The 23,910-nt window shown below is 73.1% G+C and carries 18 protein-coding genes; 11 read left to right on the forward strand and 7 right to left on the reverse strand.

Annotation, left to right across the window (positions count from 1 at the left end):
- Window positions 1-146 precede the first annotated feature (146 nt).
- Complete coding sequence (locus tag OG490_RS24655) at window positions 147-893, forward strand: YwiC-like family protein (protein ID WP_330298456.1); 747 nt, start codon at window positions 147-149, stop codon at window positions 891-893.
- Here the strand turns inward: OG490_RS24655 and OG490_RS24660 are convergent.
- The 4 genes from OG490_RS24660 to OG490_RS24675 all read right to left on the reverse strand — a co-directional run bounded on the left by OG490_RS24660 (window position 873) and on the right by OG490_RS24675 (window position 6,256).
- The gene (locus OG490_RS24660) at window positions 873-1,709 is read right to left on the reverse strand and encodes a class I SAM-dependent methyltransferase (RefSeq protein WP_330298457.1); all 837 of its coding nucleotides are present in this window, start codon (window positions 1,707-1,709) and stop codon (window positions 873-875) included. The genes OG490_RS24655 and OG490_RS24660 overlap by 21 nt on opposite strands.
- 15 nt (window positions 1,710-1,724) lie before the next feature.
- Window positions 1,725-2,876, reverse strand: a complete 1,152-nt coding sequence (gene solA, locus OG490_RS24665; RefSeq protein WP_330298458.1) for an N-methyl-L-tryptophan oxidase — start codon at window positions 2,874-2,876, stop codon at window positions 1,725-1,727.
- Between the two features lie 9 nt (window positions 2,877-2,885).
- Window positions 2,886-3,476: a hypothetical protein gene (locus OG490_RS24670; protein WP_330298459.1), complete on the reverse strand. Its 591-nt coding sequence runs from the start codon at window positions 3,474-3,476 to the stop codon at window positions 2,886-2,888.
- Between the two features lie 92 nt (window positions 3,477-3,568).
- Window positions 3,569-6,256, reverse strand: a complete 2,688-nt coding sequence (locus OG490_RS24675) for a lysylphosphatidylglycerol synthase transmembrane domain-containing protein (protein WP_443065870.1) — start codon at window positions 6,254-6,256, stop codon at window positions 3,569-3,571.
- A gap of 131 nt (window positions 6,257-6,387) precedes the next feature.
- Here OG490_RS24675 and OG490_RS24680 point away from each other — a divergent pair, with 131 nt between their 5' ends.
- From OG490_RS24680 to nudC, 5 genes are all read left to right on the forward strand, one after another.
- Window positions 6,388-6,747, forward strand: coding sequence for an MGMT family protein (locus OG490_RS24680; protein ID WP_330298461.1), 360 nt, complete (start codon window positions 6,388-6,390; stop codon window positions 6,745-6,747).
- 246 nt (window positions 6,748-6,993) lie between these two features.
- The gene (locus tag OG490_RS24685) at window positions 6,994-10,503 is read left to right on the forward strand and encodes an ATP-dependent helicase (RefSeq protein ID WP_330298462.1); all 3,510 of its coding nucleotides are present in this window, start codon (window positions 6,994-6,996) and stop codon (window positions 10,501-10,503) included.
- A gap of 44 nt (window positions 10,504-10,547) precedes the next feature.
- Window positions 10,548-14,168: a UvrD-helicase domain-containing protein gene (locus tag OG490_RS24690; protein ID WP_330298463.1), complete on the forward strand. Its 3,621-nt coding sequence runs from the start codon at window positions 10,548-10,550 to the stop codon at window positions 14,166-14,168.
- Between the two features lie 10 nt (window positions 14,169-14,178).
- Window positions 14,179-15,588, forward strand: a complete 1,410-nt coding sequence (locus OG490_RS24695; protein WP_330298464.1) for a dipeptidase — start codon at window positions 14,179-14,181, stop codon at window positions 15,586-15,588.
- A gap of 114 nt (window positions 15,589-15,702) precedes the next feature.
- Window positions 15,703-16,638 (forward strand): NAD(+) diphosphatase, encoded by a 936-nt coding sequence (gene nudC, locus OG490_RS24700; protein ID WP_330298465.1) that lies wholly within the window; start codon window positions 15,703-15,705, stop codon window positions 16,636-16,638.
- 74 nt (window positions 16,639-16,712) lie between these two features.
- Here nudC and OG490_RS24705 read toward each other — a convergent pair whose 3' ends face one another.
- On the reverse strand, window positions 16,713-16,973 hold the full coding sequence (locus OG490_RS24705) for a mycoredoxin (protein WP_330298466.1): 261 nt from the start codon (window positions 16,971-16,973) through the stop codon (window positions 16,713-16,715).
- Between the two features lie 157 nt (window positions 16,974-17,130).
- Between OG490_RS24705 and OG490_RS24710 the strand changes: the two genes are divergently transcribed.
- The 5 genes from OG490_RS24710 to OG490_RS24730 all read left to right on the forward strand — a co-directional run bounded on the left by OG490_RS24710 (window position 17,131) and on the right by OG490_RS24730 (window position 21,149).
- Complete coding sequence (locus tag OG490_RS24710; protein ID WP_330298467.1) at window positions 17,131-19,344, forward strand: ATP-dependent DNA helicase UvrD2; 2,214 nt, start codon at window positions 17,131-17,133, stop codon at window positions 19,342-19,344.
- A 114-nt stretch (window positions 19,345-19,458) separates the two neighbouring features.
- Complete coding sequence (locus OG490_RS24715) at window positions 19,459-19,908, forward strand: hypothetical protein (protein ID WP_330298468.1); 450 nt, start codon at window positions 19,459-19,461, stop codon at window positions 19,906-19,908.
- Between the two features lie 197 nt (window positions 19,909-20,105).
- Entirely contained in the window at window positions 20,106-20,477 is a 372-nt protein-coding gene (locus OG490_RS24720; RefSeq protein WP_214949242.1) for a WhiB family transcriptional regulator, read from the forward strand.
- A complete protein-coding gene (locus OG490_RS24725; protein ID WP_330298469.1) occupies window positions 20,474-20,806 on the forward strand; it encodes a hypothetical protein in 333 nt (110 codons plus the stop codon). Before OG490_RS24720 ends, OG490_RS24725 begins: the two co-directional genes overlap by 4 nt.
- Before the next feature lie 136 nt (window positions 20,807-20,942).
- Window positions 20,943-21,149 carry a hypothetical protein gene (locus tag OG490_RS24730; RefSeq protein WP_330298470.1) on the forward strand — a complete coding sequence of 69 codons (207 nt, stop codon included), beginning with the start codon at window positions 20,943-20,945 and terminating at the stop codon, window positions 21,147-21,149.
- Between the two features lie 100 nt (window positions 21,150-21,249).
- On the opposite strand, the gene OG490_RS24735 is transcribed toward OG490_RS24730, so the two are convergent.
- Window positions 21,250-22,581: an ABC1 kinase family protein gene (locus tag OG490_RS24735; protein ID WP_330298471.1), complete on the reverse strand. Its 1,332-nt coding sequence runs from the start codon at window positions 22,579-22,581 to the stop codon at window positions 21,250-21,252.
- Window positions 22,582-22,688: 107 nt separating this feature from the next.
- Window positions 22,689-23,855, reverse strand: coding sequence for a TOMM precursor leader peptide-binding protein (locus OG490_RS24740; RefSeq protein WP_330298472.1), 1,167 nt, complete (start codon window positions 23,853-23,855; stop codon window positions 22,689-22,691).
- Between the last annotated feature and the right edge of the window lie 55 nt (window positions 23,856-23,910).

Consider the following 23,910-nt stretch of genomic DNA (forward strand, 5'->3'; position numbering starts at 1 on the left):
CGAATCCGATGACAAAGGTCCCGGGCGGGCATGACCTAATTCCGGTCTTTCACAGGTCATGTGGATGTCACGCTGGAAGAGGCCAACTCCGGTGGGAATCCGGAAAATTACGAGCCCGCATACCAATGAGAGGAAGGACCCGGAACGTGTCGCCCAAGAAGGCCACCGCCTGGATACCGGACCAGCACGGGGCCTGGGCGATGCTGACGGTGCCGTTCCTCGCGGGCACGTTCCTGGCGCCCCGGCCCGGACGGGCGCACGTGCTGCTCCTCACGGCCTGGCTCCTCGGCTACTGCGCCCTCTTCCACGCCCAGCAGTGGCTGCGCCTGCGCCGGGCCGCGGCGCGGCGCCCGGCGGTGGCGCGGAGGCACGTACGTCCCGCGGTGGTCTTCGGCGCGGCGTGCGCGGCGGCCGGCATCCCGCTCGCGGTGGCACACCCCTGGCTGCTCCTCGCCGGCGCGGCGGCGGCCCCGTTCCCGGCGACCACCACCTGGTACGCGCACCGCAACCGGGAGCGGGCGCTGCTCAACGGGCTGGTGGCGGTGGTCCCGGCCTGCGGGATGCTGCTGGTGGCCGCACGCCTGGGCGGGGCGGGGTGGTTGTGGGCCCCGGCGGCGGCCTGCCTGCTCTACTTCGCGGGCACCGTCCCCTACGTGAAGACGATGATCCGGGAGCGGAACTCCCGTACGTACTACCGCGGATCGGTGGCCCACCACGCGGCGGCCCTCGCCCTGTCGGCGGCCTTCCTCTCCCCGTGGCTGGCGCTCCCCTTCGGGGCCTACCTGGCCAGGGCGGTCGCCCTGCCCGGGCGGGGCCTCAAGGTGCCGCTGGTCGGAGCCGTCGAGCTCGCCTGCTCGACGGCCCTCCTGGCATCACTCCTGCTGCTCTTCTAGGGCGAGCACCCGGCGGCCCGGCCGCGGCCGGTGGGGGCGGGTCCCGCCGGAAGGGGGCTTGCGCAGGACGATCAGCTGCGCCGCCGTGCGGACCGGCACCGGGTGGGTCTCGAGCGCGGCTTCCGCGCGGAGCCGGGCGAGCCCCGCTTCGATCTCCTCCTCGGGCAGGTACTGGAAGATCGACAGCGCCCTGTGGCTCATCCGCTCGGCGTACGACCGCAGCCCGTCCGCGAGGTCCATCACGTGCCGCTCCACGGCCGTCGGCCGGAGATCGGCGGTCCGCAGCTGCGCGACGGTGTCGTCGAGGCGCGGCAGCCGCGCCTCCTCGATCGCGTGGGCGCCGGGGAACCAGCGGGAGTGCGTGGTGGTGAAGTTCTGGCCGGCGAAGAAGGCGTGCAGGACGACGGTGCCGCCGGGGCGCAGGACCCGTGCGATCTCGGCGGCGGCCTTCACCGGGTCCGAGAAGTGCTGGACGACCTGGAAGAGCACGAGGAGTCCCGCGCAGGAGTCGGGCAGGGGGATGCGCTCCGCCTGGCCATGCAGGTAGGTCACGCACGGGTGCGGATGGCTCTCGCGGGCCACTTCGAGCATGGGCTCGGAGGGTTCCACACCGAACACCCGCGCCCCGAACCGGTCGGCCAGCAGCGGGGTGAAGCGCCCGGTGCCGCAGCCCAGATCGATGACCGTGTCCGGGGCGTCCGGGCCGACGTGGCGTGCGAAGACGTCCAGCCACATGTCCAGGGTCCGCGGCGGCAGGCCCTGGCCGTGCTGGTACGAGGCCGCCACGTGCTCACCGTAATCGGCGTCCGAGAACATGTGGCGGCCTCCAGGTCACGAGTCGAATCGGTGGGGGTCGAACTTGTCCACGGGCAGGCCCGTCTTCCCGGTGACGGCGAACTGCGCCGCGATCTCGCCGATCACGCTGGCGAACTTGAACCCGTGACCGGAGAAGCCGCCGAGCAGGGTGAGCCCGGGGAGGTCCCGGCGGGGGCCGACGAGGAAATGCCGGTCGGGGGTCAGCGAGTACATGCACGACTCCATGCGGACGGGCTGGGGGTCGACGCCGACGAAGGTGCGGTGCACGGCCTCGGCGAAACGCTGTGCGTCGGCCGCGTCCGGGGGGCGGTGTCCGGCGGCCGGGTCGATGGTCTCGTAGATGCCGGGCCAGGTGTGCAGGCCGATCTTGAGGGTCTCGCCGTCGAGCGAGGGGAAACCGTAGAGGTTGTGATCGCCGGAGGCGTCGCTGTGCACGAACACGGGGAAGCGGTCGGCGCCGAAGGCGGCGGGGTCCGTCGGGCGGAACCAGCCCATCACCCGGCGCTCGACGGTCATCAGCGGTGCGGTGGCGGGCAGCAGCCGCCGGAGCCAGCCGCCGACCGCGACGACCACGTGGCGTGCGGTGAGCTCGCGGTCGCCGATGCGGACCCGGGGGCGGCCCGGGTCCGGGAGGATCCCGGTCACGGCCGTGTCCTGGAGCACCTCGGCCCCGCGGGCGCGGGCCACCTCGACGGCCGCGGTGACCGAGGCCTCGGGGCGCAGGTAGCCCGCGTCTTCCTCGTAGAAGCCCATCAGTCCGTCGAGCGGCGCGTACTGGGGGAAGGCGCCGCGCAGTTCCTCCGTGTCCAGCACCTTGTACTTCAGGTCCCAGGCCCGTGCGGAGGCCAGCGGTCCGACGATGACCGGCGAGTCGGCCGGGCCGAGCATCAGCGCGCCGGTCTGTTCGAGGAGGGCCCGCCCCGAGGCGTGCTCCAGGTCCCTCCACAGCTGCCACGCCTCTTTGACGAGCGGGACGTACGAGGCTCCCTCGGCGTAGGCGCTGCGAATGATCCGGGACTCGCCGTGGCTGGCCCCGTGGTCGTGGCCCGGCGTGAACTGCTCGATGCCGATCACGTCGACGCCCCGCTCGGCGAGGCGCCAGAGCGTCTGGCTGCCCATCGCGCCGAGTCCGACGACAATGACGTCCGCGTCAATTGAATTGATCATGAGTGTGCCTCATTGCGGAGATTTCCTGAGATGGAGTGCGAGACCTTCGCTGACCACCCAGGAGCCGAGAACCCGGCGGGCTTCACCCTCGTCAGTCAGCGGATCGCGGCTGAGAATAGCGGTGCCGGCCGCCGGGTTCAAATCGTGGTCATAGGCCATCCAGACTCCCGGTATAACACTGGAGTTCGATGGAATGCGGCTCGGGAATCTATAAGTGAGAGTTTCGCGGTGCGAGCTGCCGAGAAAGGTCATGACGATGTGGTCGGCCTCCTCGGTGAGGGTGCCGCCGCTGTACGTGAGGACGGGCGGGGTCGGCCTGCCGTCGGCTCCGAAGGGGGCCGCCGAAGTGGTCCGCTGGATGCTGTACCGGGTGCGCATACCCGTCTTGACGGTGATGGTGCCGTATCGGAATATCGGCTGCCCCGCCATAAAACTCACGTGGTACGAATACCATTTCCCGGCCATGGGGTGCGGTTTCATCCGGCGCACCGGATAGAGCACGGCCTTTCCGGCGGGCGAAATGAGGGCGCCGATGATCGCGCCCAGTAGAGCACTGATGATCCAGTTGGGCTCTTCGGAAGCGCTCAGGTAATGGATCATCGCAGTCCCCCCGGTCCGCTGTTCCGCGTCCCGATATCGTGCCCGGGAAAGCGTGCGCTACACGTGGGACTTTCCGGCCATACCGGCCCTTCTCAGATCGCCTCTTTGCGCGTCAGGAAGTTGAAGGAAATCCATCCCGGCAGCACCGGCAGCCAGAACGTCATCAGCCGGAACAGCAGCACCGCGGAGATCGCCACCTGGTTCTCCAGCCCCGCCGCGATCAGACCCAGCGTCAGCGTGGTCTCCACCGCGCCGATGCCGCCCGGAGTGGGCGCCGCCGAACCCAGCGCGTTGCCCGCGAGGAACACGACCGCGATGCTCGCGTAGCTGATGGCCTCGCCGCCCCCGAAGGCGCGGATCGAGGCGTCCAGGCACATCACGAAGCAGCCGGTCAGCAGCAGCATCCCGCCGATGCCGGTGAGGAGCTTCTGTGGACGCTGCAGGACGTCCAGCATGCGCGGCACCACGCCCGCGAACAGTGCCCGTACCCGGGTCGCCACGAACTTCCGCAGGAACGGCACCGCCGTGACCACCAGCACCAGCACGGCCACCGTCAGCAGACCGGCGATCACCGTCCTGGACGGGGTCATCTCCGGGGTCTTCTCGGTGCCCGTCAGATAGCCGAAGGACAGCAGCAGCAGGATGTGGCTGGCCAGCCCGAAGAGCTGCGAGGCGCCCACGCTGGCCACCGCCAGCCCCGGCCGGATGCCGGCCCGCTGGAGGAAGCGGGTGTTCAGCGCGACACCGCCCACCGCCGCCGGAGCCACCAGCTTCACGAAGGATCCGGCGACCTGCGCCAGTACCGTCCGCAGGAACGGCACCCGCTCCGGCACGAAGCCCAGCAGGCTCATCGCCGCCGCGAAGTACGTGAGCACCGAGAAGGCCAGCGCGGCCCCGACCCAGCCCCAGCGCGCCTCGCTGACGATGGTGGCGAAGTTGACGTGCGCGAGCTGCGTGAGCAGGAAGTACGCGCCGAAGGCGCCCGCGATGAACGACACCAGCGTGCGCGGCCGGATCCGTTCCAGCCGGGCCGGCTCCACCGGGGCCTGCGGGCGGATCAGCAGCACCTGCTGGCGGATCTGGCTCAGCAGGTCCTCCTCGCGGGCCGCGTCGTACGCGTCGTCCAGCGCCTTCTTCTCGGCCTTGCGGTCGGCCGCCGAGCGCGCGGTCGGCGAAGCGGAGTCCGCCTCGCGCGCGGCCTTCGCCACCCGCGAGGACTCCAGGACGGCCTCCCGCTCCCGGTCCGCCCGTTCCCGCGCGAGCTTGCGCAGCGTGGCCCGCGTGGAGCGGCTCAGCGCGATCGGCTGGAGCAGCGGCAGGCAGTCCGCCACCGCGTCCGGGCCCAGTACGGACACCGCCGAGGCGACCGAACGCTCGGCGCCGACCCGCAGGCCGAGGGTGGTGAGCAGCTGCGCGATGTCCATGCGCAGCACGAGGTCGCCGGCCGCGATCTCGCCGCCGCGCAGGTCGGTCAGGGTGATGCTGCCCGGACCCGTGCTGCCGGAACGATCCACCACCAGGGCGTCCCCGGTCAGCCGCCGGTGCGCGATGCGCCGCGACTGCAGGGCCCGTACCTGTTCCCAGGCGTTGCGGCTCAGGTCGTCGGTGATCTCCTCGTCCGCCAGCGAGTCCAGGCTCCGGCCGCCGAGGTGTTCGTAGACCAGCATCACGGCGTCCGGGCCGAGCTCGGAGGTGGCGATGAGCTTGGGCGCGTTGGCCCCGGCGGCGATGGCCGCGTAGGCGAGCAGCGCCTCCTGCTCGAGGGCCTGGCGCAGCGACTGGAGACTGCGCCGGGTGGTGATCCCGCGCAGGGTCAGGCGCCGCCAGACCCGGTAGTAGAAGCCCTGCGCCTGCTGCTCGCGGTCCACGACGGTGACGTCCAGCGGCGGGCCGTCCTCCAGGGTCACGTGGTAGCGCCGCCCGCGGTCGCTGACCTCGGTGCTGTCGGGGCCCTCCGGGGACTCGGCGCGCATCGCGCTGACCGGCTGGAAGCCGACCCGGCGCAGCCCCGCGAGGAGGTTCTGCCCGGTGGGCCGGACGTTCGGCGAGCCGACCGCGTACAGGGTTCCGTACGCGACGCTCCAGCCGATCAGCACGGTCAGGATGATCGAGAAGGGGGTGGTGTAGCCGCCGACCAGCATCGCGAAGGCGTCCAGCAGCAGGACCACCCACAGCGCGACCCGCCAGCGCGGCCGCCGGGTCATCCCGACGGCGGTCATGTACGCGATCACGGGCGCGAGGTAGCCGTGGACCGGATCGGTGAGGGCCCCGCCGGCCCCGGTCGGCCGGGTGAGGGCCTCCTGGATGGTCGCGGAGGCGCCCTGGGAGACCCACAGGTCGGTGGCGAGGGTCACGCCGTGCGCGAGCACGGCGGCGAGCACGCCGTCGGCGATGCGCAGCCCGTCGCGCTTGATCAGCCGCTCGATGGCGAAGGCCACCGGTACGAGGAGCACGGCGATGCTGGAGACCAGCCCGGCGACCTTGATCAGCACGTCCGGCGCCTGGCCGGTGCCGTTGCTGATGTCGGCCTCCAGGCCCGCGGTGGTGCCGTGGGCGAAGGCCGCGATGCCGAGGACCACGGCGATGCCGAGGACGCCGACGAGGAGCCGTACGAGGTCGGAGGGGCGGTGCACCCGGGCGGCCAGCAGCGGCTCGTCGACCTCCACCTGGTCGGCGGCGGTCGGGGTGTGCCCGTGCGGGGCCTCGGCGGAGTCGCCGGAGTGCTCCGTCGCGCCGTCGTCCGGAGGGCTCACACCCTGCTCCTTTTCCGTCACTTCCATCTCTTCTTGATCACCTATCACGCGTCACCGCCCGGAAGATGGTGGCACGGACCGGCGGCCGCTCGGGGCATCAGGGTGCGAGCCGGTGCGGAACGCGGGCTTCCGCCGCCTTGTCGGTCCCGTGCGGCACCATGGGCCGGATGAGCGAAGAGCTGCCCGCCTATGCGGAGCGGGTGCTGGAGGCGGCCGAGCGGATTCCGCCCGGCCGGGTGATGACGTACGGCGACGTCGCGGAGTGGCTCGGCGAGGGCGGACCCCGCCAAGTCGGCCGCGTCATGGCACTGTACGGCGCGGCCGTGCCCTGGTGGCGCGTGGTGCGGGCGGACGGCCGCCCGCTGCCCGGCAGCGAAGGGCGGGCGCTGGAGAACTACCGCGCCGAGGCCACCCCGCTGCGCCTGACCGCCGACGGCGAACCGCGGCTGGACATGCGGCGGGCGCGCTGGGGCGGATCCGCCGGGGCGGTCGCGGCGCAGGACGAAGGTCACATCTGACAGCTTCGGCCATGCGCGGCCCGAACGGGCGGTCGAAGGAGCGTCCGAAGCCCCGTACGAGCCGTGCGCGGGACCGGACGGCAGCCCGGACGGCACCCCTGACGGCGGTCCGTACCGCCGACCCGGGGAGACTGCGCGGGCCGCGCGGGTTGCCGTAGCGTTGCCTCTTCGGCCTCGGCTTCGGCTGCGGCCGTCACCACGGCAGCGACCGCTGCGACGGCAGACCCACCAGGACCGGCACCCCACGTGAACACCTCTTCCTCCGACGGCCACCGCACCGAGCGGCGGCGTACGCGGACCCCGGACGCGTACCGCCTCGTGCGTACCGGGCCGGAACGGGTGGATCCTCCTGTGCTGGACGCAGCGCAGCGCGCGGTGGTTGAGCACACCGGCGGCCCGCTGCTGGTACTGGCCGGACCGGGCACCGGAAAGACGACCACGCTGGTCGAAGCGGTCGCGGCCCGCGTCGAGGCGGGCACCGATCCCGCACGGATCCTGATCCTCACCTTCAGCCGCAAGGCGGCCGTGGAACTGCGCGACCGCACCGCCCTGCGGCTCGGCGGCGCCCGCGCCCCGCAGGCCACCACCTTCCACTCCTTCTGCTACGGACTCGTCCGCGCCCACCAGGACACCGAACTGTTCGCCGACCCGCTGCGGCTGCTGTCCGGCCCGGAGCAGGACGTCATGGTCCGCACCCTCCTGGAGGGACAGCGCCGGCTGCGCCCCGGCGCGGCCATCCGCTGGCCCGACGACCTGCGGGCCGCGCTGACCACGCGCGGGTTCGCCGACGAGGTCCGCGCGGTCCTGGCCCGCGCCCGCGAACTGGGCCTCGGCCCCGCCGCCCTCGCCGACTTCGCCGCCCGCCTGGGCCGGCCGGACTGGCAGGCGGCGGCGGCCTTCCTCTCCGAGTACCTGGACGTCCTGGACCTCCAGGGCACCCTGGACTACGCCGAGCTCCTGCACCGCGCGGTCCTGCTGGCGGAGCGCACCCCGACGCTGTCCTTGTCCTACGACGCGATCTACGTGGACGAGTACCAGGACACCGACGCCTCGCAGCTGCGGCTGCTGCGCGTCCTGGCCGGACCGGCGGGCCGACTGACCGCCTTCGGCGATCCCGACCAGTCGATCTACGCCTTCCGGGGCGCGGACATCAACAACATCCTCGACTTCGAGACCTCCTTCCCGGGTGCGCGGATCCACGCCCTGACGGTCTCCCGCCGCTCGCCCGCCGTGCTCCTGGCAGCCACCCGGCAGCTGACCGCCCGCATGCCGGTGCCCCGCCTCCCCTCGGCGGCGGTACGGGCCCACCGCGCGCTCGCGTCGAGCCGGGAGGGCGGCCGGGTCGAGGTCTTCACCTACCCCACGGCCGGCGCGGAACTGGACAACATCGCCGACATCCTGCGCCGGGCCCACCTGGAGGACGGCGTGCCCTGGCAGGACATGGCCGTCCTGGTCCGCGCGGGCGGCCGCACCCTGCCGCAGATGCGGCGCGCCCTGATCGCGGCGGGCGTCCCGGCCGAAACGGACGGCACGGACACCCCCCTCCGCCACGAACCGGCCGTCACCCCCCTCCTGACGGCCCTGCGCACCCTGGCCCAGTCCGCCCTCCGCCCCGCCCCGCAGGCCCCGGAGGCCCAGGCCGACGAGCCCGACGCCGCCGAGGGGGCCGGGGCCGGGTCCGGGCTTGACCTCGAGGCCGCGTCTGAGGCCGCGCCTGCGTCTGAGGCTGCGCCTGCGTCCGCAGCCGGGACCGGCGCCCCGGACCGCCCGTCCGACGGCCCCGGTTCCACGGACGGCCAGGACATCGGCCCCGACTCCGCCGGGTCCGCGTCCGACGCCGCCCCCGGTTCCACGGACGGCCAGGACACCGGTCGTGACGCCGGGTGGGTCGGGGTCGAGGCCGCGCTCGTGCTGCTGGCCTCGCCGCTCGGGGGGATGGACGCCGCCGATCTGCGGCGGCTCGGGCGTGCGCTGCGCGACGAGGAGCGGGCCGCCGGGATCCGGACGCCCGCGCCCTCCGACGTGCTGCTCGCCCGCGCCCTCGCGGAGCCGGAGCGGCTCGTCGCCCACGACCCCGCCTACGCCCGCGGCGCGCAGCGCCTCGGCCTGCTCCTGCGCAAGGCCCGTGAGCTCCTCGCCGGCGGTGGCACCGCCGAAGAGGTCCTGTGGACCCTCTGGGACGGCACCCCCTGGCCGCAGCGGCTCGAGCGCAACGCCCGTCGCGGCGGCTCCGCCGGCCGCAACGCCGACCGCGACCTCGACGCGATCTGCGCGCTCTTCGACACCGCCGCCCGCGCGGAGGAACGTACCGGCGGCGCCGGCGCGCTCAACTTCCTCGAACAGCTCGAAGCCGAGGACATCGCGGGCGACACCCTCACCCCCCGCGCCGTCCGCCGCGAGACCGTCCGGCTCATGACCGCCCACCGCTCCAAGGGCCTGGAGTGGGGACTCGTCGTCGTCGCGGGCGTCCAGGAAGGGCTCTGGCCGGACCTGCGCCGCCGCGGCTCCCTCCTGGAAGCCGACCGCATCGGACGCGACGGACTCGCCGAACCCCTCACCCCCGGTGCGCTGCTCTCCGAGGAGCGCCGCCTCTTCTACGTCGCCGCCACCCGCGCCCGCCACCGCCTCGTCGTCACCGCCGTCAAGGCTCCGGCGGACGACGGCGACCAGCCGTCCCGGTTCCTGACCGAGCTCGGCGTACCCGTCAAGGACGTCACCGGCCGGCCCCGCCGCCCCCTCGCCGTGCCCGCCCTCGTCGCCGAGCTGCGCGCCACCACCGTCGACCCCGAGGCCTCCGAGGCCCTGCGCGAGGCCGCCGCCCGGCGCCTGGCCCGTCTCGCCGTGCTCACCGACGACGAGGACCGCCCGCTCGTCCCGGCCGCGCACCCGCAGCGCTGGTGGGGCCTGTACGAGCCCACCCGCAGCAGCGTCCCGCTCCGCGACCGGGACCGGCCCGTCGCCCTGTCCGGCTCCGCCCTGGACCAGCTCGCCAACACCTGCTCCCTCCAGTGGTTCCTGGGCCGCGAGGTCAAGGCCGACGCCCCCTCCACCGCCGCACAGGGCTTCGGCAACGTCGTCCACGTCCTCGCCGACGAGGTCGCCTCCGGGCGGACCCCCGCCGACCTCGCCGTCCTGATGGAACGCCTCGACTCCGTCTGGGACTCGCTGGCCTTCGACGCCCCCTGGAAGTCCCGCCAGGAGAAGGACAACGCCCGCGCCGCCCTGGAACGCTTCCTGCGCTGGCACACCACCGACCGCGGGGGCCGGGAGTCGGTGGCCACGGAGCACGATTTCGACGTCACGCTCGAAGCGGGGGAGTACGCCGTCCGGATCCGCGGCTCCATGGACCGGGTCGAGGCGGACCCGCAGGGACGGGCGTACGTGGTCGACTTCAAGACGGGCAAAGGTGCGCCCACCAAGGACGAGGTCGCGCGCCACCCGCAGCTCGCCGTCTACCAGCTCGCCGTGCGCGAGGGCGCCGTGGACGAGGTCTTCGACGGCCTGCGCCCCGAACCGGGCGGGGCCGAGCTCGTACAGCTGCGCCAGGGCGCGCCGAAGAAGGACGGCGGCGACGAGGTGCCGAAGATCCAGGCGCAGGAGCCCCTGCACGGCGAATGGGTGGGCGACCTGCTCGCCACCGCCGCCGGGCGGGTCCTCGACGAACGCTTCGCCCCCGCCATCGGCAAGCACTGCGACCACTGCTCCTTCCGCAGCTCGTGCAGCGCCCGGCCGGAGGGCCGCCAGACGGTGGAGTGACCGGTCCGGCAGGGAGTGTCGGTGGGGGCGGCTAGCCTTTTGAGGTGTCCGTGCGTCCGCCCGCCCAGCCCGTACTCACCGATCCGGAGCAGCTCAAGGAGCTCCTCGGGATCCCCTTCACGCCCGAACAGATGGCCTGCATCACCGCCCCGGCCGCCCCGCAGGTCATCGTGGCCGGCGCCGGCTCCGGCAAGACCACCGTGATGGCGGCCCGCGTGGTCTGGCTGGTGGGCACCGGCGCGGTCGCGCCCGAGCAGGTCCTCGGCCTGACCTTCACCAACAAGGCCGCCGGCGAGCTCGCCGAGCGCGTACGGGGTGCCCTCGGGCGGGCCGGCATCAGCGACCCGGACCCCTCCCCGGCCGAGGCCGACTCCGTGGGCGGCGAGCCGCGCATCTCGACGTACCACGCCTTCGCCGGACAGCTCCTCAAGGACCACGGCCTGCGCATCGGCCTGGAACCCAGCGCCCGGCTGCTCGCCGACGCCACCCGCTTCCAGCTCGCCGCCCGCGTGCTCCGCGAGGCCCCCGGCCCCTACCCCTCCCTCACGAAATCCGTCCCCGACCTGGTCAGCGACCTGCTCGCGCTCGACGGGGAGCTCTCCGAGCACCTGGTACCGCCCGAGCGACTGCGCGCGTACGACACCGACCTGCTCTCGGTCCTGGCCGACACCAAGCTCACCAACGACGACCTGCGCAAGGTTCCCGAGGCCGTGCGCGGCCGCCTGGAACTGCTGGAGCTCACCGAGCGCTACCGCGCCGCCAAGCGCTCCCGCGACCTCCTCGACTTCAGCGACCAGATAGCCCTCTCCGCGCAGCTGGCCACCACCCGCCCCGAAGTGGGCGCGCTGCTGCGCGAGGAGTTCCGGGTCGTCCTGCTCGACGAGTACCAGGACACCTCCGTCGCCCAGCGGCTGCTGCTGTCCGGGCTCTTCGGCGGGGGCACCGGGCACGCCGTGACCGCCGTCGGCGACCCCTGCCAGGCCATCTACGGCTGGCGCGGCGCCTCCGTGGCCAACCTCGACGACTTCCCCGAGCACTTCCCGCACGCGGACGGCCGCCCAGCCACCCGGTTCTCGCTCAGCGAGAACCGGCGCAGCGGCGGCCGCCTCCTCGACCTGGCCAACGAGCTCGCCGCCCCGCTGCGCGCCATGCACGAAGGGGTCGAGGCGCTGCGCCCCGCGCCGGGCGAGGAGCAGGCCGGCTCGGTGCGCTGCGCACTGCTGGAGACCCACGCCGAGGAGCTCGACTGGCTCGGCGACTCGGTCGCCCACCTGGTCCGCACGGGTACGGAGCCGCGCGAGATCGCCGTACTGTGCCGCTCCGCCGGAGACTTCGCGCGGATCCAGGCCGTCCTGGTCGAGCGCGACGTCCCCGTCGAGGTGGTCGGCCTCTCCGGGCTCCTCCACCTCCCCGAGGTCGCGGACCTCGTCGCCGTCTGCGAGGTCCTCCAGGACCCGGGCGCCAACGCCTCGCTGGTCCGGCTCCTCATCGGCCCGCGCTGGCGGATCGGCGGCCGGGACCTGGCGCTGCTGGGCCGCCGGGCGCGCACGCTGATAGCCCGTACTCCACAGGACGGGGGCGGCGAAGACCGGCTGGCGGCCGCGGTGGAGGGGGTGGACCCCTCGGAGGTCGTCTCCCTGGCCGACGCCCTGGAGACCTTCCTTGACGGCGCGGGCCACGGATCCGCCGGAGCCCCGGACGACCTGCCGTTCTCCCCGGCCGCCCGGGTCCGCTTCGCGCACCTGGCCCAGGAACTGCGCGACCTGCGGCGTTCGCTCGCCGACCCGCTGATGGACGTACTGCACCGGGTGCTGTCCACGACCGGCCTCGACGTGGAGCTGGCCGCGTCCCCGCACGCGCTGGCGGCCCGCCGCCGGGAGACCCTGTCGAGCTTCATGGACGTGGCGGCCGGCTTCGCCTCCCTGGACGGGGAGGCCTCCCTGCTGGCCTTCCTGGCCTTCCTGCGCACGGCGGCCCAGTACGAGAAGGGCCTGGACCACGCGCTGCCGGGCGGGGAGAACACGGTCAAGGTGCTCACCGCCCACAAGTCCAAGGGCCTGGAGTGGGACGTGGTCGTGGTCCCCGACCTGTGCGCGGGCTCCTTCCCGAAGGAGAAGGCCCCGGAGGCCTGGACCTCGTACGCGAAGGTCCTCCCGTACGACCTGCGCGGCGACGCGGCCACCCTCCCGGGGTCCCCGGAATGGACCTCGCAGGGCCTGCGCTCCTTCAAGTCCGCCCTCAAGGCGCACAAGGCCGTCGAGGAGCTCCGGCTCGGGTACGTCACCTTCACCCGGCCCCGCTCCCTCCTCCTCGCCTCGGGGCACTGGTGGGGGCCGACCCAGAAGAAGCCCCGGGGCCCGTCCGCCTTCCTCTCGGCCCTCCACGACCACTGCGCCGCGGGCCACGGCGAGATCGAAGCCTGGGCGGACACCCCGGAGCCGGACGCGGAGAACCCGGCCCTGGCCACGGACTCCACCCCGGACCACTCCTGGCCCCTGCCCCTGGACCCGGACTCCCTCACCCTGCGCCGCCGGGCGGCGGCCCTGGTGGAATCCCACCTGGCCACCGCCGCGGACACCCCGGCCCCGGTGGCGGACCCCGCCGACGACTACCTCTGGCCTCCGGACTGCGAGGACCCGTCCTACGACGAGGAACCCGCCTACGACGAGGAACCCCCGGATCCGGAGGAGGCGTACCCCGCCACGGGCGGGACCCCGCAGGGGGTCCGGGGCGCAGCCCCGGTTTCGGGAAGGGGCGGGGTGGGGGAAGGAAACGCCCGCACCCCGGCCCCCGACGACCTCTGGCCGGAGGCCGACGCCAACGGCTGGGCCGCACCCGAGCCGCGCACCACCCCGCCAGGTGGCGACGACCTGTGGCCCGAGGACGGGGAACGGACCGCACCCGGCGGAGGAGCCGGCCCCGCCCGAGGAACCGGCCTCACCCCCGAGGAAGCCCGCACCATGGCCTCCTGGGACCGGGACCTCGACGCCCTGGAGGGCGAGCTCCGCCGTGCCCGCGCGGCCGTCCGCGACGTGGAGCTGCCCTCCGCGCTCTCCGCCAGCCAGCTGATGCGCCTCGCCGCCGACGAGCAGGGCTTCGTGCGCGACCTCGCCCGCCCCATGCCCAAGCCCCCGCAGCCCGCGGCGCGCCAGGGCACCCGGTTCCACGCCTGGGTCGAGGCCCGCTTCGACGAGCTTCCGCTGCCGCACCTCGACCTCCTCGACCCCGCCACCGAGCTGCCCGGCGCGGGCTCCGACCAGGACATCGCCGACGAGGCCGACCTCGACTCCCTCAAGGCGGCCTTCGAGCGCAGCGAGTACGCCGACCGGACCCCGTACCGGATGGAGGTGCCCGTCCAGCTGACCCTCGCCGGCCGGGTGATCCGCGGCCGGATCGACGCGGTCTACCGCGACTCCGAGGGCGGCTTCGAGATCGTCGACTGGAAGACCGGCCGCACCACCGACGCCGACCCCCTCCAGCTCGCCGTCTACCGCCTGGCCTGGGCGGAAGCCACGGGAACCCCGCTCGCCGACATCACCGCGGCCTTCCTGCACGTCCGCAGCGGCCGCGTCATCCGGCCGGGCAACCTCCCCGACCGGGCCCGTCTTGAGCGGATCCTCCAAGGGAAACCGGACACGGAAAGTGACCATCGAACGGACGGTTAGGCTCGTGGGCATGAGCGACACCCCGGCGGACAGCGTCGTCCGCACGTACATCGACACGCACCGCGCCGCCTTCCTCGAAGACCTCGCCGACTGGCTCCGCATCCCCTCCGTCTCGGCCCAGCCCGAGCACGCGGACGACGTGCGCCGCAGCGCCGAGTGGCTGGCCGCGAAGCTCAAGGAGACCGGTTTCCCGGTCGCCGAGGTCTGGGAGACGGACGGCGCGCCCGCCGTCTTCGCCGAGTGGCCGAGCGCGGATCCCGCCGCTCCCACCGTCCTCGTCTACGGGCACCACGACGTACAGCCCGCCGCCCTCGCCGACGGCTGGCACACCGACCCGTTCGATCCGGTCGTCAAGGACGGCCGGATGTACGGGCGCGGCGCCGCCGACGACAAGGGGCAGGTGTTCTTCCACACCCTCGGCGTGCGGGCCCACCTCGCCGCGACCGGCGCCGCGGCCCCCGCGGTCGGCCTCAAGCTCCTGATCGAGGGCGAGGAGGAGTCCGGTTCCCCGAACTTCCGCGCCCTCGTCGAGCGCGAAGCGGCCCGCCTCGCCACCGACATCGTGATCGTCTCCGACACCGGCATGTGGTCCGAGACCACCCCCACCGTCTGCACGGGCATGCGCGGCGTGGCCGACTGCGAGATCGACCTGCACGGCCCCGACCAGGACATCCACTCGGGCGCCTTCGGCGGCGCCGTGCCGAACCCGGCCACCGTCGCCGCCCGCCTCGTCGCGGCCCTGCACGACGCCGACGAGCGGGTCACGATCCCCGGCTTCTACGACAACATCGCCGAGCTCACGGACGCCGAGCGCGAGCTGATCGCGGAGCTGCCCTTCGACGAGGCCGAGTGGCTCCGTACGGCCAAGTCCTACGCGGCTTCGGGCGAGGCCGGCTACTCCACGCTGGAGCGCGTCTGGGCCCGCCCGACCGCCGAGGTCAACGGCATCGGCGGCGGCTACCAGGGCCCCGGCGGCAAGACCATCGTGCCCGCCTCGGCGCACCTGAAGCTGTCGTTCCGCCTGGTCTCCGGGCAGGACCCGTACGAGGTCGAGGCGGCCGTCAAGGACTGGGTCGCGGAGCGGATCCCGGCCGGAATCCGGCATTCCATCACCTTCGGCGCCCCCACCCGGCCCTGCCTGACCCCGCTGGACCACCCGGCGCTGCAGTCGGTGGTCCGGGCCATGGGCCGGGCCTTCGGCCAGAAGGTGCGCTTCACCCGCGAGGGCGGCTCCGGACCGGCGGCGGACCTCCAGGACGTACTGGACGCCCCTGTCCTGTTCCTCGGAATCTCCGTACCCTCCGACGGCTGGCACTCGCCGAACGAGAAGGTGGAGCTCGATCTGCTCGCCAAGGGAGTCGAGACGACGGCGTACCTCTGGGGAGACCTGGCCGCCCACTGGAAGCCGGCGTCCGGCTGAAACACCGTAGAGCCCTGCCGCCGTGGAGCCTCTGCCACGGCAGAACCACTGCCACCGCACACCCGTCCTGCTGAGCCTGCCTGTGTCCTACCACCGGGGGAGTTGGAAGTACCTGTGAGCACCCATACCGAGCCCGAGCGCCCGATCTCGCTGGCCGCGCCCAGCGGAATCGACCGCGAGGCCCACCACCGCCTCGACGAGGCGTGGCTCGCCGCGGCCTGGTCCCACCCGACGACCCGGGTCTTCGTGGTCTCCGGCGGCCAGGTCCTGATCGACGACGCCCCCGACGGCTCCACCTCCATCGTGATGACCCCGGCCTTCGAGGCCCCGGTCACCGAGACCCACCGGTACTTCCTGGGCACCGACGAGGACGGCGTACGGTACTTCGCGCTGCAGAAGGACTCGCTGCCCGGCCGCATGGACCAGTCGGCCCGCCCCGCCGGTCTGCGCGAGGCCGGGATGCTGCTCAGCGCGCGGGACGCCGGACTGATGGTGCACGCGGTGGCGCTGGAGAACTGGCAGCGCATGCACCGCTTCTGCTCCCGCTGCGGCGAGCGCACGGTGGTCGCGGCCGCCGGGCACATCCGCCGCTGCCCGGGCTGCGGCGCCGAGCACTACCCGCGCACCGACCCGGCGGTGATCATGCTGGTCACCGACGATCAGGACCGCGCCCTGCTGGGCCGCCAGGTGCACTGGCCGGAGGGCCGCTTCTCGACCCTGGCCGGCTTCGTGGAGCCGGGCGAGTCGATCGAGCAGTCCGTCATCCGCGAGGTCTGGGAGGAGGCGGGCGTCAAGGTCGGCGAGGTCGACTACGTCGCTAGCCAGCCCTGGCCGTTCCCGTACAGCCTGATGCTGGGCTTCACGGCGCGCGCCGTGACCTCCGAGATCACGGTCGACGGCGAGGAGATCCAGGAGGCCCGCTGGTTCTCCCGCGACGACCTGCTCGCGGCGATCGAGGCGGGCGAGGTGCTCCCGCCGGCCGGGATCTCCATCGCGGCCCGGCTGGTCGAGCTCTGGTACGGCAAGCCGCTGCCGAGGCCGGCCGCGTAACCCTCGTCACAGCAGAAGGCCCCCGCCGAGGCGGGGGCCTTTCTGTAGTGCGATTGCGCACACCGGCGGGCGGATCAGACGGCGAGGGCCTGCTTGACCTGGGCCAGGCTCGGGTTCGTCATGACCGACTCGTTGCCCGCGGAGGACTTCACGAGGACGGTGGGAACCGTCTGGTTGCCGCCGTTCGCCTTCTCCACGAACGCCGCGGACTCGGGGTCGAGCTCGATGTTGATCTCGTTGTAGGCGATGCCTTCCCGGTCCAGCTGGCTCTTCAGCCGACGGCAGTAGCCGCACCAGGTCGTGCTGTACATCGTGACCGTGCCCGCGTCCTGCATGCTGCGCTCTCCATTCGTGGGGTGCTCGTTGGTCCGAGTAGTCGAACGTACGGGACGGCGCGGCCATTCCCGGGGGCCGGACCGGGCTCCGACCGGGCTCCGGACCGGGCTCCGGGAACGGCTCCGCGGCCCGTGCCGGCCGGTTCCGGTATGAAGAATGCGGGTGCCCTGTGGACGGCTTCCCCTCCCTCCCCTCCGGACCTGGCAGCATGGCGGGGTGACAGCAGCAACGCACTCCTCATCCTTCACGGCCGGCGCCGACTCGGCCGACGCGGTGCTCCTGGGCCTGGACCCGGAGCAGCGCGAGGTCGCGACGACCCTGCGCGGGCCGGTGTGCGTACTGGCCGGTGCGGGTACCGGCAAGACCCGGGCGATCACCCACCGCATCGCCTACGGGGTGCGTTCCGGCCAACTCGTGCCGGCGAGCGTGCTGGCCGTCACCTTCACCAACCGCGCCGCGGGCGAGATGCGCGGCCGCCTGCGCGAGCTCGGCGCCGGCGGGGTGCAGGCGCGCACGTTCCACTCCGCCGCCCTGCGCCAGCTCCAGTACTTCTGGCCCCGGGCGGTCGGCGGCGAGGTGCCCCGACTGCTGGAGCGCAAGATCCAGTTCGTCGCCGAGGCGGGCGCGCGCTGCCGCATCCGCCTCGACCGGGGCGAGCTGCGCGATGTCACCGGCGAGATCGAGTGGGCGAAGGTCACCCAGACCGTGCCCGCCGACTATCCGGCGGCCGCTCTCAAATCCGGCCGCGAGGCCCCCCGGGACCTGGCCGAGATCGCCCAGATCTACGGGATGTACGAGCAGCTCAAGCGCGACCGCAACATGATCGACTTCGAGGACGTGCTGCTCCTCACCGTCGGCATCCTGCACGACGTCCCCGCCGTGGCCGACCAGATCCGCACCCAGTACCAGCACTTCGTGGTCGACGAGTACCAGGACGTCAGCCCGCTCCAGCAGCGGCTCCTGGACCTCTGGCTCGGCGACCGCGACACCCTCTGCGTGGTCGGCGACGCCAGCCAGACGATCTACTCCTTCACCGGCGCCACCCCCGACCACCTGCTGAACTTCCGCACCAAGTACCCGCAGGCCACCGTGGTCAAGCTGGTCCGCGACTACCGCTCCACCCCCCAGGTGGTCCACCTCGCCAACGGACTGCTGAATCAAGCCAAGGGCCGGGCCGCCGAGCACCGCCTCGAGCTGATCTCCCAGCGCGAGGCCGGCCCCGACCCGGTCTACGCCGAGTACTCCGACGAGCCCGCCGAGGCCGAGGGCATTGCCGTCCGGATCCGGGACCTGATCGCCGCCGGAGTCCCCGCCGGCGAGATCGCCGTCCTCTACCGCATCAACGCCCAGTCCGAGGTCTACGAACAGGCCCTCGCCGACGCCGGGGTCCCGTACCAGCTGCGCGGAGCCGAGCGCTTCTTCGAGCGGGCCGAGGTGCAGAAGGCGATCCTCGCCCTGCGCGGAGCCGCCCGCTCCGGCGGCAACGACCCCCTGCTCGACGACATCGTCGAACTCGGCCCCCAGGTCCGGGCCGTGCTCAGCTCGACCGGCTGGACCCACGAGCCGCCCGCCGGCTCCGGAGCCGTCCGCGACCAGTGGGAGTCCGTGGCCGCGCTGGTCCGGCTCGCCGAGGACTTCGCCCGGGCCCGCCCGGGCGCCACCCTGGCCGACCTCACGATCGAGCTGGACGAGCGCAAGGCCGCCCAGCACGCCCCGACCGTCCAGGGCGTCACCCTCGCCTCGCTGCACGCGGCCAAGGGCCTGGAGTGGGACGCGGTGTTCCTCGTCGGCCTGACCGACGGCATGATGCCGATCACCTATGCGAAGACCGACGAGCAGGTCGAGGAGGAGCGCCGGCTGCTCTACGTCGGCGTCACCCGGGCCCGGCACCACCTGACGCTCTCCTGGGCGCTCTCCCGCACTCCGGGCGGCCGGGGGTCCCGACGCCCCAGCCGCTTCCTGAGCGGCCTGCGGCCGGGCTCCATGGCCCCGGGAAGCGCGCCGGGCGGCCCGGTCCGCAAGCGCGTCCGCCGCGGACCGGTCCTGTGCCGGGTCTGCGGCAAGACCCTGACCGAGGCCGGCGAGCTCAAACTGATGCGCTGCGAGGACTGCCCCTCGGACATGGACGAGGGCCTCTACGAGCGGCTGCGCGACTGGCGGGCGGTCCAGGCGAAGGACCAGGGCATGCCGGCCTACTGCGTCTTCACGGACAAGACGCTGATGGCCATCGCGGAGGCCGCGCCCTCGCAGGACGGAGAGCTCTCGATGATCTCCGGAGTGGGCGCGCGCAAGCTCGAGCGGTACGGAGCCGACGTGCTGGCCATCTGCGCAGGTGAGGACCCCGAAGGCCAAGATCCTGACGACGCGTAGAAACTCGTCGGAAAAATAGTTTGCACATGCCCAGCGAATCCCCATAGGTTCTTAGCAACGGAAACGGTGGCTTCTCCGAAGCCCCGGATCCGTGCTGTACTTATCCGAATACGCATGGGACCAGGCCTCCGGGCCGAGTCCCCGAGACGCCGAGAGGAGGCGAGACCAGTGACCAGCTTCATGACCACCACCAAAATGACCGATCGCTCGGTTGCCGCTTCCTGCACGCTCGGCTCCTCCTCGCTCCTTCCGCTCACGGGTCTCACGGGTACCGGTCTGTCCGCCATTTGCGCCGACAGCCCTGCCCTGGCCCTGGTCTCCGCCGGCGCTCCCGTCGCGCTGAGGGCCAGTGAGCGTAATGAGCGACCGACCCAGGCACCGGTGGCAGTACTGGCAGCAGAAGCAGGGGCGCATGGCGCCTATGCCTTTGCGGCCGCAGCCGGTGCCGGTGCCGGTGCCGACAGTGTCGGATTCAAGACGCAGAAGACGACGCAGACGAAGAAGCAGCAGCACCACCTGATGTGGGCCTTCCGCGGGCTCGAACCCTGGAGTGATCCAGCCTGATCGCATGATCAGGCCGGCGCCTTCAGGGCCGCGGAACCCCACCCGGGATCCGCGGCCCTTCTGTTTGTCCCCGAACAGGGACGACGGAGTGAAGGGGCCTCGGGACTGGCAAGTCCAGTCGGTGTGACGAGGTAGCCCAGCCGCCCCCGGCCGACCGGCCGGAACGACTAGACGAACAAGACGAGGAAGAAACCACCGTGCAACTCGAAGCGCACGCCCCGTCCGTACCGAAGACCCAGACCCTCTCCCCGCCCGCAGTCCCGGAGGACTCCACCTTGACTCCCCTCACCGCGCTCACCGCGCTCGACGACGCCATCGAGAACCTCGGCGTACCCGTCGCCTGTCGCACCTACGACCCCGAGGTCTTCTTCGCCGAGTCCCCGGCGGACGTCGAGTACGCGAAGTCCCTCTGCGGCACCTGCCCGCTGGTCGAGGCCTGCCTCGCCGGTGCGCTCGAGCGCCGCGAGCCCTGGGGTGTCTGGGGTGGCGAGCTCTTCGTCCAGGGCGTGGTCGTGGCCCGCAAGCGCCCCCGTGGCCGTCCGCGCAAGAACCCGGTTGTCGCGGCATGACCGCCCACGGAACCATCGACCGCCCCCTGACGCACGACCCCCTGAAGCAGGCCCTCATGTCCCCCCACGCCACCACGAGCGAGCAGCCGCACGGCTCCGCCACCGCAGCCTTCATCACCGCCGGCGCGATCACCTCGCGTCAGAACAGGACCCGCGAAATGCAACTCATCCCAGAAGCCATGGCTCGTGCCCATATGGCCGACCGTATGCGTGAGGTCGACGTCGAACGTCGCGCCCTGCGCGTGGTCGCCGCGCGCCGCATGCAGCGGCGAGCCGAGCGCGTTTCCCTGCGCGCCCGGCGCGCGCTGGCCATGGCCGTCATGAACTGAGACCGCCACGGCCGCCACGGCGGCCGGAGCAGCTCGGCAACACCGCCCGGGGGGACCGGTCCGAACGGACCGGTCCCCCCGGTGCGTTGCGGAGCGCCGTCACCCACGGCGGGGGCGGCGGGGATATCGTCTGGAGGTGGACCAGCCGAATTCCCACCCGGCTCCGCCGGGTTCCGAGGCCCCGCCCGTCGTCTGCGCGCGCTGCGGCGCCCAGTCCCCGGCAGGCCCCCCGCCCACTTGGACCTGCTCCGTGGAGAACGGGACCAGACAGTACTTCTGCGTCGACTGCGCGCGAGCCAACCTCCGCGCCATCGAAGGCCGCCTCGACTCCGCCTGGTGGTGACCCGCCCCGCCCGATCCGGACCCGCCCGATCCGGACCCTCCCGGTCCGGCCGGGTCAGCCCCGGCCCGCTCGGCCCTAGGCGGGGTCGGCCCCGGCCCGCTCAGTCCTCGTCGGGCAGGAACCCCGGGAGCCAGGACTCCAGTTCGTCGCGGAGCCGGACCGTCGCGCCCAGTTGGCACAGCACGCCGATCGTGCTCAGCGTCACGCGGTGGATCAGCAGGTACGAGGGCGGCAGGTTGATCTGACGCCCCAACTGGTGCGCGGGGGAGCGCGGATCGGCTATGCGTGCCGCCTGGCCGCGCAGCCACGGCCGGGTGAAGGTGAACTCCTCGGCCTCGGCGGGCTCGATGATGGGCTTCAGGTAGTCGAGCACCGCATCCGGGTCCAGCTCCTTGGCGTCCCGTACGAACCCCTCCGCGCGAAGGTGTCCGTAGACCCCCTCGGCGTCACCGTCCAGCGTCATACGCAGCGACCTGCCGATGGGCTTGGGCCAGCCGCCCGGCAGCCGGTCCACGGTCCCGAAGTCCAGGACGCCCAGCCGCATCCGGCCGTCCGCCCCGGTGATGAGCCGGAAGTTGCCCGGGTGCGGATCGGCGTGCAGCAGCCCGGTGCGGGCGGGGCCGGAGAAGAGGAACCGGGCCAGCAGCTGTCCGGCGCCGTCGCGCTCCTCCCGGGTGCCGTCGGCTATCACCTCCGACAGCGGAGTCCCCTCCATCCACTCCGTCACCAGCACCTGCTCGCCCTGGTGCACGACGTCCGGGACCACCACGTCCTCGTCGCCGGCGAAGGCGTCCGCGTGCGCCTGCTGCGCCTCCGCCTCCAGCTCGTAGTCGAGCTCCTCGGCGACCCGGTCGCGCAACTCCTTGATCAGCGGCTTGATCTCTATGCCCGGGATCAGCGGTCCCAGCAGCCCCGCGAACCGGCTCAGCTGCTTCAGGTCCGACAGCAGGGCCTCGCCGGCCCCCGGGTACTGGACCTTGACCGCCACCTGCCGGCCGTCGTGCCACACGGCCCGGTGCACCTGCCCGATCGAGGCGGCCGCGGCGGGCTTGTCCTCGAACTCCTCGAACAGGTCCCGCCAGTCCGCACCCAGCCGGTCCGTCAGCACCTGGTGAACGGTGGCCGCGGGCAGCGGCGGCGCGGCCTCCTGAAGCTTCGTCAACGCCGCCCGGTAGGGCCCGCCGACCTCCTCGGGCAGGGCCGACTCGAAGACCGAGAGCGCCTGCCCGAGCTTCATCGCGCCCCCCTTCAGCTCGCCCAGGACACGGAACAGCTGATCGGCGGTGCGCTGCTGGAGCTCGCGCGCGACGATCTCCGCCGACTTGCCCCCGATCCGCTTGCCGAGTCCCCAAGTGGCCCGGCCGGCCATGCCGAGCGGCAGCGTGGCCAGCTTGACGGTGCGGGTGACCGCCTTCCGGGGAAGATCAGACATGTGCCCCTCCAATTCCCAGACAGCTGAGCCGCAAGCGGCGGTTCGGGGGAGCCCCCGACGAACTCGGACGCTGCCCCGACCACGGGGCCCCGACCACGGCAATCCTGTCATGGCCCTCCCCGCCTCTCCGAGCCCACTGCCACGGCAGGTTCCGGCCAGGACCGGGCAGCGGGCTCCGCTTCGGCGGGCCCATCGTGGCCGCTCGCCCCACACGGGCACTCGGGGTGCGACCGGACCGGGGTGGGCCGCCAGTGGAGGCCGGGCAAGGAGGCCTCCCAGCGGGTGGCCGTCGAGGCGGGGAGTTCGCCGTCGAGGAAGGACAGGGCGTGGGCCGCGGCCAGGCCGGCCACCGCCGTGGACAGCCCCAGATCGCAGGCGCCCGAGTCCCGGCGGTGGTGGATCGAGCGCCACTGGACAAGCATCCGCGGCCAGGCCGGATCCCGGTCCACCCGATCGCGCTCCATGCACCCGGCGCACGCCGTGGCTCCGGGCAACACCAGCGGCCCCACCAGCCCGGTCCCCTCCAGCACCCCCGCGTACAGGTGCGGGGTTCCGGTGGCGACCCAGTCCTCCGCGCTCTGCGGATCGGGGGCCCAGGACTGCAGCCCGTCCCGGGGCGCGACCACCACCAGGGCCAGCCCCGGCTCCGGTCCCCGGCTCTCCGCGGTCCGCGGTGCGCGCCCCGGGGCCGCTTCGCGGACCACCGTTCTGGCGGCTTCGGCACGCAGTCGGCCCACGCTGGCGGGACCCAGCCCGCCCGGTGCCACGTCCGCGGGCTGCGCACGGCCCCCGTCGAGGACCTCGACCCGGCCCACCCCGGCTCCCGCCAGGACCGAGGCGATCACCCCGCCCACCCGGCCGCTCCCGCGCACCTGGACCCGTATCCCCCGCCGGGCGGCGACACCCAGTAGGTCCCCGCCCGGCTCGGGATGGACCAGGGACAGCGAACCCAGGTCCGGGCCCAGCCGGGCCATGGCCTCCGGCCGCGCCCGCACCGCCTGGGCCCGCGGCCCGCCGACCGTGGAGTCGTCGAGCAGCCCGGCCGAAGCAAGCCGCCGCACCATGTCGTCGACCCGGCCGTCCGGCAGCCCCATCGCCCTGCCCTGTTGGCGCAGCAGCTCCATGCCCCGCGTCCCGTCGATCAGGTCGAGGAGCGCGCCCGTCGCCGTATCCACCGGACCGAGCACCACCGCATGGGCGGGCGTGACCCCGAATTGCACCGTCTGCAGATCCCGCCACGCCCGCGCCAGCGCCGGCTTCATCTTCGGATACACCGTGATCCCCCTCGTCCGTGTCCATCTCCCCGCGCCCTCCGCCGACTCGGCGAGG

The sequence above is a fragment of the Streptomyces sp. NBC_00503 genome (genome assembly GCF_036346895.1).
Classification (GTDB): domain Bacteria; phylum Actinomycetota; class Actinomycetes; order Streptomycetales; family Streptomycetaceae; genus Streptomyces.

Coding starts and splice junctions, on each gene's coding strand:
- OG490_RS24660 (WP_330298457.1), bottom strand. CDS start 1,709: ATGTTCTCGGACGCCGATTACGGTGAGCACGTGGCGGCCTCGTACCAG.
- solA (WP_330298458.1), bottom strand. CDS start 2,876: ATGATCAATTCAATTGACGCGGACGTCATTGTCGTCGGACTCGGCGCG.
- OG490_RS24670 (WP_330298459.1), bottom strand. CDS start 3,476: ATGATCCATTACCTGAGCGCTTCCGAAGAGCCCAACTGGATCATCAGT.
- OG490_RS24675 (WP_443065870.1), bottom strand. CDS start 6,256: ATGGAAGTGACGGAAAAGGAGCAGGGTGTGAGCCCTCCGGACGACGGC.
- OG490_RS24680 (WP_330298461.1), top strand. CDS start 6,388: ATGGGCCGGATGAGCGAAGAGCTGCCCGCCTATGCGGAGCGGGTGCTG.
- OG490_RS24695 (WP_330298464.1), top strand. CDS start 14,179: ATGAGCGACACCCCGGCGGACAGCGTCGTCCGCACGTACATCGACACG.
- OG490_RS24705 (WP_330298466.1), bottom strand. CDS start 16,973: ATGCAGGACGCGGGCACGGTCACGATGTACAGCACGACCTGGTGCGGC.
- OG490_RS24710 (WP_330298467.1), top strand. CDS start 17,131: ATGCGGGTGCCCTGTGGACGGCTTCCCCTCCCTCCCCTCCGGACCTGG.
- OG490_RS24715 (WP_330298468.1), top strand. CDS start 19,459: ATGGGACCAGGCCTCCGGGCCGAGTCCCCGAGACGCCGAGAGGAGGCG.
- OG490_RS24725 (WP_330298469.1), top strand. CDS start 20,474: ATGACCGCCCACGGAACCATCGACCGCCCCCTGACGCACGACCCCCTG.
- OG490_RS24735 (WP_330298471.1), bottom strand. CDS start 22,581: ATGTCTGATCTTCCCCGGAAGGCGGTCACCCGCACCGTCAAGCTGGCC.